Here is a 14,247-nt window from a genome sequence, read left to right as displayed (position 1 = left end):
CCAGTGGTTGTTCCTGGTACAACTACACTTAAATCTAAATAGTTCGGATCCGTAGAATCACTTAACTCCGCAACCAAAGTATGAATCGTATAATCACCTGCGCTTGTAACATCAAATGATGGACTTCCTCCTGTCTGCTCTATAATTAAGGTTGGCCCTGAAGTTAGTACATAGGCAACCTCATAATTCGTAGGTACTGTTGGCGCTGTATCTTCTGTTGCACTTATTGTTACGCTACCCCCGGCTAATTGAACCGGTGTAACATCTGCCGCTAAAGTACCTGCGGCCGCTGTACATGACTCCACAACTATAGGTGCCCCTGTTACATCAAGTGATGCACATACACCGCTTGTAGTAATAAGATTGAGAATATCAGCACCCGTAGTTGTTCCTGGAATTACACCACTTAAATCCAAAAAATTAGGATCCAAAGGGTCATTAATCTCAGCAACCATAGCATGTATTGTATAATCACCAGCAGTAGTTATCTCAAACGATGGTGTTAAGCTTGCATCTTGAATTATTAAGGTTGGTCCAGAAGTTAACACATAGCCTATTTCATAATCCCCCGGCACCGTAGGTGTAGCGTTTTCCGTTGCACTAATAATTACGCTACCTCCAGCCAGTTGTACCGGAGTAATATTGGCAGTCAAAGTACCCGCATCAGCCGTGCACTGAGCGTTCAAATCATTTATACCCACTAAACCTAGACACGTGAATATTACTAAGACTATGGTTAGATTCAAAAAGCCATAATTTCTAAAAAAATAATTTTGTTTCATGATTTAATGTTGTTTAATTTTTATTTCATAAAGTTAAACAAAATAACAATATGAATAGTTAAAAAAAATAAAAAATTACCTAAGCATAAAAATAAGGTTGGATAAGAGGAATTTTACATACAGTACACACCTCTATTTCCTTCACTTGAAATTACCATTAAGCGTTTCTGACGGCAGTTCTCCAAAAAACTTTTTATAGTCTTTATATAATTGCCCCATATGCCAAAACCCGCTATCTCTTGCAATACTAGCAATAGAAGCCTTACTTTTTTGTTCATGCAACCGGACATGTAAATGATTGAGTTTCAAAAATTTCATATACGCTTTAGGTCCCATTCCAAATCTATTTCTAAAGGCATAAAGCAACGTTCTTTCACTAACACCCAAGTATAAAGCCAATCTTGTTACAGTGACAGGCTCTGTAATATTCTTCAAAATATATGCCTCCGCTTTTTTTAATAAATTTAAGCGTTTAACGCTGCTCACTTCATCATTACTAATTCTAAAATGGGTAATTAATTCCAAAAGCTTTAAGGTAAAAACTTCCAGATACGCATCGTTAGACTTTTCTTCGAGTTTTATTGAACGACGATTAATTTCTAATAAAATAGACGCCCTTAGCTCCTGCCAAAGCGGGTGCTCACCACTTAATAAACTAATAGTTTTTAAAACACTATAGCGAGCCAGATGGTTTTCACGTTTTGCTATCTTAAACAAATAGGCATCCGGAATTGAGATGGTCATTACCTCAAAACCTGCATCACTTACCGCATTTATTTCTGAACCTGGAGCATAAATTATTACCGAATTGAGATATACCTTAAAATTCCTCCAATATAGATTTACGGCATTCACAAATGCAAACGTCCATATCCCCTTTGGTGAAAACCCTTCTTGTTTTACTTTTCTATTAAACTTTCCATAACCTAACTGAAAATCTTGAGAAATAAACTGTTTCAAATCTACACTAAACACCCCTGGTTCTAATTGTAAAAATTGCAAATCCCATTGCCTTACGATATTAACAAAATGAAACAGTGTAATATCTGAAAACGAAAAAACAATTGGTTTAGATTCTTTTATCATTTGATAAAATTGCGGTTTTTTGATATAATTAAAAATATTTCACTTTAAATTTGTGAGAATCACTAACAATTAATCCAATCCCTCGAATTCAATGGACAAAAGGATTTAAAGACGGAATAACAATACCCATAGGCCTTGGTTATAATACTCAAACAGTACTCCTGGGAAAAACACCTGTAAAAATGAGACTTGAACCTCAATACAGTATTGTAAGACCAGGTAACTAAGGTAATGTCTGGAATGTTAGGTTACAAATCGCTCCAATTATTAAGAGTCCTTTTTTAAACTAAAAACGCCATAAATTATAATGAGAATAAATCTTCATTTCACAATTACATTTACACTATTAGTAATTTATAATATAAGTTATGGTCAAGACCATCATGAAGATGAACATCACAATTTTAAACATTTTAGAATTGCCGCGCTTCTAGGCCACGCCTTTAGTCCAGAGGCCAAAACAGAAACTTCTAGTTTCCTGCTCATTCCAACTTTAGGCTTAGACATTCAATATTGGTTTAATCACAAATGGGGTTTAGCCCTTAAAAACGATATTGAATTTGCCGAGTATCTGGTTGAAAACAAATCTGAAAATAGCGGACCCTTGATAGAAAGAAGTTACCCCTTCATTTTGGCTCTTCCTGTTTTGTTCAGTCCTTGGGACCGAACACACTTCACCTTTATTTTAGGGCCAGGAATAGAGTTTTCGCCACAAAAAAACTTTGTTGTTTTTAGAGTTGGTGCAGGCTCTGAATTTGAATTAGGTAATCATTGGGATTTTTCACCAGAACTTATATATGATTTAAAAGATGGACACATAAATGTACTTACCTTTGCATTGGGTGTTGGTAAACGATTTTAACCTTTTAACAATTAACTTATGACAACAAAACTACTTACATTAAGCTTACTCATTTTAGGGTCTTCAATACTAATAGCTCAAGACGATAAAAATGCAGAGCTTTCAGAAGAAGCCAAACTCGCTAAGGCCACGCAAAACCCACTAGCGGCTATGTATAGCCTTCCTTTTCAAAACAATACCACGTTTAATGTAGGTCCTGATGAGCGTGCACACAACGTATTAAATATACAACCTGTTATTCCCATGAGCTTAACAGAAGGCATCAACTTAATAAACAGAGTCATTATTCCTGTAATTACTCAACCCTATGGTAATAATGGTACAAGCTCGTCAACTGGTTTGGGAGATGTAAACTATACAGCATGGTTATCGCCCACAAAAGCATCTAAAATAACTTGGGGTATAGGACCTGCATTTCAAATTCCTACGGCATCCAAAGATATTTACGGTAGTGGTGAATTTGGTGTTGGCCCATCGGCTGTTGCACTTACGACCAAAGGGCAGTGGGTAGCTGGTTTTGTCATCAATAATATTTGGACCTTTGGAGATATTAAAGAGAATAAATTTTTATTTCAGTATTTTGTAAACTACAATCTTCCTAAAGCTTGGTATGTGGTATCTGCACCAATTTTGACTGCTAATTGGAACGCGGCAAGTAGTCAGCAGTGGATTGTTCCGTTTGGTGCCGGGGCGGGAAAAGTTTTTAAACTTGGTAAGCAACCTATTAATATTAATGCCCAAATATACAATAACGTAGTAAGACCTGATGGATGGGGAGACTGGCAGGCTAGAATTCAAGTACAATTACTGTTTCCTAAAAAATAAGATTACTGCAGATTAAAGCGCTCTTTTTTATATATTTACTAAGGACAACATCATTAAAATTAAATCCTATGAAAAAATCAATATTAATACTATTTATTCTATCCATTTTTATTGTTGGATGTGATGATACTGAAAAAAACAGGGAAGCAAATCTTGATTTAATTGAAAAATATGTGCAATCTGTTGAAGACTTAAATTATGATGTTATGGAGTCTATTTTAGATGAAGCCTACATAGGTTATGGACCGTCTATCAACGATTCAATAAATAAGAAAAATGCCGTAGTTAATTGGAAAAATAATGTTGAAAACTTGTATGAAAGTATAGAATACAAAAAAACTAGAAACGCTACAGTAGTAATAGACTCTGGTGAGAACGAAGGTGAATGGGTTTCAAATTGGGCGGAGTTGAATATTATTTATAAGAGTGATAAAAGTAATGTGACTATTTGGGCAAATACGGTCTATCAAATAAAGGATGGGAAAATCACCAAAAGTTACTCCTTTTACAATGAAGCAGATGCTTTAGAACAATTAGGCTACTCATTTTTTTAATAACTAAAACATCATTAAATGAAAAAAATAAATTTAATAGTATTAATGGCTTTAGTATTTTGTTGTATCCAGCAAACCAAAGCACAAAGTATCGCTAAAAGTTTAGGCATGTATATTTTTCCTAGCAATGACCAAGACCAAGCTACTCAGGATGCCGACGAAGCTGCTTGCTACAAATGGGCCATTCAACAAACAGACTATGACCCTTTAAATCCACCAACTGTAACTGCTGCCGAAGTAGACACATCTCCAGACGGAGCTGCTATAAAAGGTGCTGCTGTTGGAGCTGCTGGTGGCGCGGCCATTGGAGCCATTGCAGGTGATGCCGGTGACGGCGCAGCCATAGGGGCTATTATAGGTGGTGTAAGAGGGCGACGAGCTAAAAAAGCTAAAGATGCTCAGCAACAGCAAGCCAACAATAACGCGGCTGCAAATAAATCTAAAGAATTGGAGGATGATTACAAAAAAGCTTTTTCCGTTTGTATGGAAGGTAAAGGATACACTATAAAGTAAAAAACATGCATAGAAACTTAATAAAAGTAATATTAATATTTACCGTTTTGTTTTCCACAAACTTTAATAGTTATGGACAAAGCTCAGACCATGAAATTAATTTAATTCAAGAATTATTCGGATTGGAAAAAACAGAAATGCTCATCAATCTTTTGGGGGATGTTAATGACGAATTCTGGCCAATCTACAAGGACTACGAAAGCAAGCGTATGACCTTAGGGAAAGTTAGACTACAACTAATTGAAGATTATGCCAAGTCCTATGACACCCTTACAGATGATAAAATCAATGAATTACTTAAAGATACACAAACACAATCAAAAAATATTGAAAAACTAATTAATAAGTATACTACAAAAGTAAAAAAAGCATCTGGACCAAAAGTTGCTGCCCAGTTTTACCAGCTTGAAACCTATTTATTAGCTGCAGTAAGAGTTAAAATAATGGAGAGCATACCTTTAATAGGTGAATTAGATCCTGAATATTAGTCCCTTATCTTGGCGAAAAGCAAAAAAGCAAAATGATTTTCAGTAATTAATAATATTGAAACAATCTGAAACCTTTGGAATACTTGAGTGTTAAACCTTAAGATTATCAACTACGATACCCTTTATTGTTTTATTAAGAGCTTTCATTGAATTAAAACTTGTATGCTCCAAAACAATAACAACCAAATCGTCATCCAAGTATTTCGTAAGCCCCGTGCTAAAACCATTCCATCTACCATGATGATATATACTTTTTTGTTTATTAGTATCAATTCTAAACCCGAAACCATATGGTATTTCCTTTCCGTAAATAGTTTCCCCTTTTGAATACATAAGATTTAATGATTCTTTAGTCAGTAATCTTCCAGTATTCAACCCAATGGTCCATTTAAACAAATCCTCAATGGTGGTATATACGTTTTTATCTCCCACAATAGCATCATTTACCGTACTACCGATTTTTAGATGCCTGCTTCCTCTATATAGCCTATACCCTACTAATTGATTTTCTTTTATACTGTCATTTTCAAAACTGTATACATATGAATCATTCATTTGAAGCGGCTCAAAAATGTTACTTCTTACAAAAGTTGCAAAAGTGGAACCCGTAACTTTTTCCACGATTGAAGCCAAAACAAAATAACCTGTATTGGAATAATCGAATTTCTGACCTGGTCTGTAAAACCGCTGCACATTACTTGATTCAAGCAATGCCATCATTTCACTATTTCTAGGTGCCCAACTCTGATGCCATTTATGCTCTGCAAGCCAAAAATACTTCGGTAATCCACCGGTATGATTTAAAAGGTTTTGTATAGTCACATTTTCGTAAGGGAAGTCGGGAAAATAAGTATTGATAGTATCTGATAGCCTAATTTTTTCCCTTTCATGTAATAACATAATAGCAGCTGCGGTAAATTGTTTGCTTACTGAAGCTAGCTGAAACACAGATTCTTTAGTTAACGGAATTTTCTTTTGAAAATCAGCTAAACCAACTTGGTTATGGTATAATACCTTTTCATTTTTCGCAACTAATAATGCCCCATGAAAATCATGTCTTTTATTAATACGCTTCAACAAGGAATCCAATTTAAGACGTACTTTCTTTGTACTCGCTTCGGGATACCTCTCGATTAAAATTGGTGATTCTTCTTTAAGTTGATTTACATTTAAAGTTTTAGAAACTACTTCCTTTTCCTTTATTACTAAAGAATTAGAAACAAAGAAAAAAGCACATAAAGCAATAGTAAGGACAACTAATATTTCTTTAAAATACTTTTTCAAATGATATAGGGCAGACATGTTTGGGCCAAGGTAATAATCATTCTAATATATTCAAAATACCGCTCTTCAATAATTACATTTCATTCAAACTTTATGATTTTATTAAGACATTTTTTGTTTGTAGTAAAAATTAAACCTGAAACCTTGAGTTTTAGCAATCTTAATTTTAAAACAAACTCCTATTGAGTATACTCCCGTTAAAAAGAAAAGGTTTCAATTGCTTGAAACCTTTTCTTAATTGAACGTTTATTACTCTAAAAGTTTTTAAAACTCATCAATAACTAAGATCTTTAGGTAAAAATGAATTCTATAAATATTAATCCCATGAAGAGAGACCAATAATCTCTCCATTAGGTCCTACAAAAAATGTATATTTATCACGGGCGTAATTCTCATTTTCTAATGCATACCCTTCTTCTTTTAGTTTATCTCCAATCGTTTTAATATCGTTCACTTTTAACATAAAATGGTTATGATTGGTATTTCCAACTGGCCCAATTGTATGCATAAATTCTGGAGCTGTAACAGAAAGACCAATAGTTAAATCATCTGTCTTTAATTTCATTACCAACATTCCTTCAAGTCCAGGCCCATGAAGAACCTCTGCTTCAGATAATTTAAAACCAAGAATCTCGCGATATAACTTCATACTCCTCTCAAGGTCAAGAACATGCACACACAAATACCTTAAACCGGTTACCTTTGCCTGTTGTTTACTTTCCTTGTTCGCAACTACTGCATCTTCGCTCTGGGCAAAACTACTGATTGTACCTGCCATTAGAAATACGGCAATGAAGCTGCATTTCAAAATAAAATTGAATTTTTTGTTCATTTCTTTTTTGGTCTTACTTGTTTTAGTTTTCATATAATAATGTTGTTTCCACGAATCTAAAATATTTTATGTTTACTAGCGGTTGAAAATTCCTCAATAAAAACTGAACACACATAATAAAACAATCCAACTCATTATAAATCAACCTACTACTACCTAAATAAAAACTAGACATTTTATTTAAGCTGCTTACAAAAGCCAATGAAAAATGTATTATTTTGTAATATTACTTGAAACCGATTTTTAATTAAGCATATTTTATTTTTTGCTTGACTTAATCACCTTCAGATACTAGAAAATTACTATTGAATTTAAATAAAAATTCAAAGAAACCCTTTTTAAAACCAAAACATATTAATTATGAAATTTTACAAGATTATTTTACCCCTAATTCTTTTAGTTCTAATTTCTTGTTCTCAAACTAAAAATGAGAAAACACAAAATAATGATGAAGTATATAACTGGGAGGAGTTAATCGATTCCGATTTAAGCAATTGGGACAACTACCTAAGTTATAAACACCAACCTGGTTATGACGGTTCTGCACCAAAAGATGAACAAGGAAAAGTAATCCCTCCAATTGGCTTAAACAATACCTCATATAACGTTTTTACAACTTTTCAAGAAAACGGCAATACCATAATTAAGAACACTGGAGAATATTACGGTTGCTTAATTACTAAAAAAGAATACTCAAATTATCATTTTCAGCTAAAATACAAGTGGGGAGATAAAAAATGGGCTTATAGAAAAGATTTACTGAAAGACTCAGGAATCCTATACCACTCTGTTGGACCTATGGCAGTAGAATATTGGAGATCTTGGATGCTTTCTCAAGAATTTCAAATTATGGAGGGGCACACTGGTGATTTTTGGAGTCAGGCAAATTCGGCAATAGACATACGGGCCTATAAACCAGAATCTGTTTTAGATCCTTTGGCACATGAATCTCAGGATTTTATTACTTTAAGTATGGATAGCCCATATAGAAATTACTGCTTACGAAGTGGTAACTATGAGAATGCAGAAGATGAATGGAATACACTTGACCTATACTGTTTTGAAGACAAAAGTCTGCATATAGTAAACGGAGAAGTTGTTATGATTTTAAGAAACTCGAGATATATTGATGAAAACGGTAAAGACATTCCTCTTACAAAAGGGAAAATTCAACTGCAAAGTGAAGCTGCCGAAATATTTTTCAAAGATATCAAAATTCGAGAAATAGATTCGCTTACTCAAGAACAGCAAAAATTGTTTTAAATCTTAAAAGTCATAAAAATATCATTTAAATATAGTAATAGATTTAGTTTAGTTTGTTGTTGTTGTTTGAGGCATGGTTGACTTACGACTATGCCTCTTACTTTATTTACTTTATTTTCCCTTACATTATAAGACTGTGAGCTTCTTCTAGTCATATACAACCCAATAAATATTAATAAACCACTGTTGTTTATAATTAAAAAACGGTTTTAAAAAAGAAAGAATAAGACCATTTTTGTTCTTCCTCTAATAAACGAAAACATCGATAATAAAAGAGAAACACCTCTTTAGTTACACCAACAATTCTACGTTTTGGCGAATACAAACCTTAAATGTAAATTCTATTTAAATGGAAGCACCCATTCATTAATCCAATCAAAATTTTGCTATAACATTAAATGTATCAGCATAAGTCATTAATTATAAAATCTAAAGAATACCAAAAGAGGCAGTACCCTATTTCAGACACTGCCTCTCTCTTCTATTAACCAATTCAATTTTTAAGTTATTCTCCTTTGGCTCGGTGCTCCACCTTTCTTTTCGAGGTATAACTCATTATACTCTGGTAGTTCCAACTATTGTATACATGAGATAATCCCCATCGCAAAATTTCAGTAGGATCTTTTTCGTTATCTGCATCTCTATTAAGGCCTATAGCATGAGCAGTCACTCCAGGAATTACAGACATGATTTCAAAGTTTATTCCATCTGGAGCCCATTGGATAGTGTTTTTTTCCGGACCATCAGTTGTAATAAGAGCAGCAATACCACCATTATATGGCCATACACAAATTTCATGTCCACTATTACTAATAGGATTATATTTTGACTTAACATAAGGGCCTTCCGGCTTATCTGCTATGGCAACACCATGACGTATTTGTCTACCCCCAAAAGTGATTTTCTCACCCATTTGTTCTCCTTTATAGTAAAGATAAAATTTACCTTTATATGGGATTATACAAGGATCATGAACCTTATGACTATCAAAATCACCTTTCTTTTCAACGGCAAACCTATCTTGTTTATCTCCCTTCCAAATACCATTGTCGGCAGGCTTAAGTATAGGTTCTTTACTCTTTATCCAAGGCCCATCTGGTGAATTAGACCAAGCTAATCCAATTTGATTCTTTACCCGTACCGTATAAGGTGACTTCACAGTCTGGTAGCACAAATAATATTTGTCATCGTATTTCATTATTTCAACTGTAAAAACAGATCTATCATCATACTCTCCTTTCTCTCCTCTTCCAACAGCTAAACCTTCCTCTTTCCATGTTTCACCATCTTCTGATGTGGCATACCAAATATCGCAACGATCCCATGGGAATACTTTTTCATTTTCTACATCACCACCAAAACCTTGACAAACTCCAGTACTTTTAGAATACCATACATAGTATTTACCATTTTCTTTTATCATAGCACTAGGATCTCTACGCACAACACCTTCTTCATAAGCTAAATCACCTTTTAATGGTTTTAGATTATCAAATTCAATAAACCAATCATTACCCAAATCTGTTGGCCACTTAAGAGCTCTTTTTGAAGCCGCACTAAGGTAGTTCACATCTGTTATACCTAAGTGATCTATTTGTTCTTGACTAATCTCCGGAGACTCCGAAGTTTCAACATTACTAGATGAACTAACTTTGGTGTCAGAATTACACGAAACCAGAAACGCTACTAAGCATAGTTGCAAGAATATTTTCATTTTTAAAACCATTTTAATTATTATTTTTAATTTTTAATTTTTAATGAGAAGCAAAATCAACAGAATTCAGCCCTTCATATTTATTTGTTTAGCTCTTTTGCATAAATCTATTACTCATTAATAATTCGACAACACATAATATTTAATTTGTATCATATCTTAATGAATATTTCTTGATGAGTTATTTACCATTATTCTTTTCAAAACTCACTTCTTTGTTTTTATCAAAAATATTAACAAACTCCTAATCTTTTTCTTTTTAAATAAAAAACAAAACTTAAATTACCATATTCCAAATTATAACATTAATATATTAGCAAATATGAATTATTAACCGCAAAATACCTGATTTTAAAAATGAATAAAAACTGAACATTTTGAAAATCTTCCTATATTTCAATAGATCAGAACTAATCAAATATAATTTTGGTAATGTTTTAAATACTTTGTAGCTTGTTCAGTATTAAAATGTACGATGTCTAGTACAAAAGCTATTTAAACAAAATTTATAGGAAATGAAGAAGAGTTTTATTTTGCAAAAACTGTTTGAATCTATTATTTTATTAATGTGCCTGAATACCAATGCACAAGAACCTTATAGTACCAACAAATATATTGACAAAGCAGAACTACTAACAGCTAAAAATTTAGATAGTGCTATTTATTATCTAAAGAAAGGAATTGATCATTATACCAAAGAAAAAGACACAATAAACCTTATTAATAGTTTATGCCATCTTTCGGCATTGTATGATAACGTGCTAGATTACGGAAAATCGTACGATGGATATTGGAATGCTTTAATTCTTGCTGATTTATCAAACGATGATGTTTCAAAAGCCAGAATCTACCAAGAGTTGGGGTGGTTATATAATTCTTATAGAAGAGAAGAAGAATCTTTAAATTATTTCAACAGGTCCCTTAAACTCAAGAAAAAATTAGTTGAGCAAAAGAAAATAGGCATGGGGTATTTAGTAAGTAACTATTTTGCTTTGGTCAATTGCTATCGCGTAAATAATGATTTAATAATGACAAAAGTCTACCTAGATAGTTGTCAGATTTCTCTAAATAAAATAAATTCAAATGAAAAATCATATTACGTAGAATCGGAGAAAGCCTATTACAATGCGGTTGTTGGTGGGAATTACGATAAAGCCCTGAACGAATTAAGCGAAGCCAAGACTTTTTTTCAGAGGGAAAACCCATCATACTTAACCGTAATCTACTTTCTAATTGCAGAGGTTTATAAATTAAAAGGTAATGTAGAAGAAAGTGCCAAGCATTATAAAGAATCTCTTAGATTTTCAAAAATGTACAATCAACATTTGGGATATACACAATTTAATTATGAAAAATTATATGAACTATATTTTAATAAAGGTGACTACCAAGAGGCTCTTCATTATAAAAACAAGGCTCAAGAATTAAATGAAAAAATATTTGGAAGAAGGAGCAAGAATAACAAACATCTTTTTGAAATAAAAGACCGATATAGACTACAGAAAGAAAAGGAAAAAGCACTACTCAAGGAAGCACAAATTGAGAAACTAGAAGATCAAAAAAGAATTGGTTTTTTACAGAACATTTTAATGGCTGTGGTTTTAGTTTTTCTATTAATGTATGGCATTCTTTTTTTTAGAAACTTAAGAAGAAAACATAGGTTGGAAAAAGAAAAGACGAATGAAGTCATGAAACTTAAAAACAGAGAACTCACAGCTTCTGCATTACAATTAATCGAAAAAGAAGAATTTATAGTTAAACTTAAAGAAAGTATTTCTAAAAGTGATGGTGTAGATGAACGGGCAATCCATAGTATGATTAGTGGTTTTCAAAATTCTCCTGGTGGCAATTGGGAAGAATTTGAAGCCAGATTTACCTCTGTAAATCAAAATTTTTATAATAAAATTAGAAAGAAATATCCCGATTTAGGCCAAACAGATTTAAAACTATGCGCACTGGTTAAACTAGGTTTTTCTAGTAAAGAAATGGCGTCATTACTCGGCATCACGATTGAAAGCACCCATACATCCCGCTACAGATTAAGAAAAAAACTAAAACTACAAAAAGGAATGAATCTTGTAGACTTTATGGCAACGATATAAAAGACATTATCCCTTATACTGGTTTGTTTCTCAGATAATCACTTTAAGACTGTAGCCCTAATTATTTGATGGCGCTCCATGGTTGACACCCAATATTCAGCACTCATCTTCGGCATCAAACTCGATATTAGTGTCTTGATGTTTTAACTTTCAGTTAGTATTCCAGACACCAATAAATTATGCAATTAAAAAGAAAAATTCAATAATCTCTACTTGACTTTTTCCTTGATCAAATTTGCTCGCATTAGGACGTATCATATTCTTAAATATAAAGACGAAAAAAAGAGTCTGCCATAAAATAAGACAGACCCTTTTCAAATTAAACTCAAACTATATTTTTAAGGTCTAAACGGAAGTTCCGTAAGAGAAAAATCGTCTATATAAAACTTTAGTGTATCTGGATTATGTTCATTAAAACCTCTAAAAAGTAGACTTACACTATCTGAAAAAGAGGCTTTAAATATTTTACTTTGATAAACCCATTGCCCAGTAGTTGTAGTTGGACTAAAAATAGTAGGCACAAGCTCAAAAGCAAAAGAAGAAGCATAAAGTCTAATATCAGAAGCTTTAGTACTACCTGGAACATTAGCTACACCTTCCACAACATACATCCAATAACCTAACTCATAGGTTTTTCCTTTTTCATAAGGAATAGTTATTGGAGTTCCTTCATCATCTCCACGCTCAACAATCATTCCTCCAAAGGGTTCAAACTCCACATAAAGACTATTATCTCCAGTACGACTTAAATCTCGACTGACCTTTCTATTAAATTTATCCCAAGGACTACCCCAACCCAGTGGGTTCCAACTTTCGTCGGCAGTGAAATCCTCCATACTAGGATCAAAATCAATAGTAGCAAATATATCAATAACACTTCTATAATCGATTGGACCTCCACCTGCGTCAGTAATTGCGGTCGCGTCAACTAAATCGGCAGTCCTAAGGTTACCTGGAGTGTAACTTACAAATACTTCATCATCATAATATAGTTTTTCATTATCTAACTCAAGTAATATAATATTACCTTCATCTGGATCCAATGTAGCTCCTAAAATTAATGGATTAATAATATTGCCATCATTTTCTATTCTTACAGAAAAATCATCTGCATTTACAGTAGACTCATCCATTTCTCTACTAAATTCCAAAGCAACTTTGCCATCATCCTTTTCAGAAACACGCTCTAAAACAACAGGCTCGGTAGAAGGAATAACCTTTATAAGTCTTTTAAATGAAAGTGTGTCTCCATCTTCAGGTCGAAATCTTGTTGCAAGAAAATCTAAATCCCAAGTTCCCAACTTATTGAATCTCATATCTACTTCATTTTCATCTTCCTTGGTCGGAATTCTATCAGGTTTACCTCCTTCTGAAGTCCAAATAGCACTTTCTGGTTCACCAGTTGCCGTATAGGTAAGCCTAAGTGTTTTACTAGCAGTAACCTCATTTTCTGCATTATCAGCAAGGACTAACTCCGCTCCAGTAGTACCATCATCATTTAAATGATATATTTTTAAAACAGATTTAATCGAATCCAGAACTGTTACAACAATGGTCGTATCTAATTCTCGACCATTAATTGGCATAGTACTATCATCATTAGGGTAAACATTATCACTAAACGTTTGATTTAAGGTTACATTATACACCCCAGGCTTATAAAAAAATCCTTTGATGACATCTTTTGATGATGTATTACCATCTTCTCCCTGAATACTAGTGCTATTTTCTGGTAAAGTCCAAGTTCTAGAAACAACACCACGAGAAATATCACCAAAATCAATGTGTCCTGCAATAGCTATGGTGTTTTCATAATCCATTTCAGAAGTCACTATTATCCTGTGATTAGTATCAACTGTATCAACCGTCCGATCTTCTCCACAGCCAACAAAAAGTAATGTCGCTATAAAGAACATAGTTATATATTTAAAATTTTTCATAA

At 33.2% G+C, this 14,247-nt stretch carries 13 protein-coding genes; 7 read left to right on the top strand and 6 right to left on the bottom strand.

Annotated elements, in window-relative coordinates; genetic code table 11:
• Both Q0857_RS06255 and Q0857_RS06250 read right to left on the bottom strand, forming a co-directional pair.
• Nucleotides 1–782 (bottom strand): hypothetical protein (locus tag Q0857_RS06255; protein WP_298533108.1); only part of this gene is annotated, 782 nt, incomplete at its 3' end.
• Between the two features lie 141 nt (nt 783–923).
• Nucleotides 924–1,868, bottom strand: coding sequence for a helix-turn-helix domain-containing protein (locus tag Q0857_RS06250; RefSeq protein WP_298533106.1), 945 nt, complete (start codon nt 1,866–1,868; stop codon nt 924–926).
• 307 nt (nt 1,869–2,175) lie between these two features.
• Here Q0857_RS06250 and Q0857_RS06245 point away from each other — a divergent pair, with 307 nt between their 5' ends.
• The 5 genes from Q0857_RS06245 (at nt 2,176) to Q0857_RS06225 (ending at nt 5,110) form a co-directional block, all read left to right on the top strand.
• Nucleotides 2,176–2,730 carry a hypothetical protein gene (locus Q0857_RS06245; protein ID WP_298533105.1) on the top strand — a complete coding sequence of 185 codons (555 nt, stop codon included), beginning with the start codon at nt 2,176–2,178 and terminating at the stop codon, nt 2,728–2,730.
• Between the two features lie 18 nt (nt 2,731–2,748).
• Nucleotides 2,749–3,555 (top strand): hypothetical protein, encoded by an 807-nt coding sequence (locus Q0857_RS06240; RefSeq protein ID WP_298533104.1) that lies wholly within the window; start codon nt 2,749–2,751, stop codon nt 3,553–3,555.
• A 68-nt stretch (nt 3,556–3,623) separates the two neighbouring features.
• Nucleotides 3,624–4,109 carry a hypothetical protein gene (locus tag Q0857_RS06235; RefSeq protein ID WP_298533103.1) on the top strand — a complete coding sequence of 162 codons (486 nt, stop codon included), beginning with the start codon at nt 3,624–3,626 and terminating at the stop codon, nt 4,107–4,109.
• Nucleotides 4,110–4,127: 18 nt separating this feature from the next.
• Nucleotides 4,128–4,622, top strand: coding sequence for a glycine zipper family protein (locus Q0857_RS06230; protein WP_298533102.1), 495 nt, complete (start codon nt 4,128–4,130; stop codon nt 4,620–4,622).
• A 5-nt stretch (nt 4,623–4,627) separates the two neighbouring features.
• On the top strand, nt 4,628–5,110 hold the full coding sequence (locus tag Q0857_RS06225; RefSeq protein ID WP_298533101.1) for a hypothetical protein: 483 nt from the start codon (nt 4,628–4,630) through the stop codon (nt 5,108–5,110).
• Between the two features lie 90 nt (nt 5,111–5,200).
• On the opposite strand, the gene Q0857_RS06220 is transcribed toward Q0857_RS06225, so the two are convergent.
• Together Q0857_RS06220 and Q0857_RS06215 are read right to left on the bottom strand one after the other, a co-directional pair.
• On the bottom strand, nt 5,201–6,412 hold the full coding sequence (locus Q0857_RS06220) for a serine hydrolase (RefSeq protein ID WP_298533100.1): 1,212 nt from the start codon (nt 6,410–6,412) through the stop codon (nt 5,201–5,203).
• 298 nt (nt 6,413–6,710) lie between these two features.
• Nucleotides 6,711–7,172: a VOC family protein gene (locus tag Q0857_RS06215; protein ID WP_298533099.1), complete on the bottom strand. Its 462-nt coding sequence runs from the start codon at nt 7,170–7,172 to the stop codon at nt 6,711–6,713.
• Nucleotides 7,173–7,586: 414 nt separating this feature from the next.
• Here Q0857_RS06215 and Q0857_RS06210 point away from each other — a divergent pair, with 414 nt between their 5' ends.
• Complete coding sequence (locus tag Q0857_RS06210; protein WP_298533098.1) at nt 7,587–8,489, top strand: DUF1080 domain-containing protein; 903 nt, start codon at nt 7,587–7,589, stop codon at nt 8,487–8,489.
• A 505-nt stretch (nt 8,490–8,994) separates the two neighbouring features.
• On the opposite strand, the gene Q0857_RS06205 is transcribed toward Q0857_RS06210, so the two are convergent.
• On the bottom strand, nt 8,995–10,203 hold the full coding sequence (locus Q0857_RS06205; protein ID WP_298533097.1) for a family 43 glycosylhydrolase: 1,209 nt from the start codon (nt 10,201–10,203) through the stop codon (nt 8,995–8,997).
• 515 nt (nt 10,204–10,718) lie between these two features.
• Here Q0857_RS06205 and Q0857_RS06200 point away from each other — a divergent pair.
• Nucleotides 10,719–12,305, top strand: a complete 1,587-nt coding sequence (locus Q0857_RS06200) for a hypothetical protein (protein WP_298533096.1) — start codon at nt 10,719–10,721, stop codon at nt 12,303–12,305.
• A 338-nt stretch (nt 12,306–12,643) separates the two neighbouring features.
• On the opposite strand, the gene Q0857_RS06195 is transcribed toward Q0857_RS06200, so the two are convergent.
• Complete coding sequence (locus tag Q0857_RS06195) at nt 12,644–14,245, bottom strand: hypothetical protein (protein WP_298533095.1); 1,602 nt, start codon at nt 14,243–14,245, stop codon at nt 12,644–12,646.
• Nucleotides 14,246–14,247 lie beyond the last annotated feature (2 nt).

This window comes from uncultured Algibacter sp., from assembly GCF_947495925.1.
Taxonomy (GTDB): Bacteria; Bacteroidota; Bacteroidia; order Flavobacteriales; family Flavobacteriaceae; genus Algibacter_E.
This window is presented reverse-complemented; position numbering and strand designations above follow the sequence as displayed.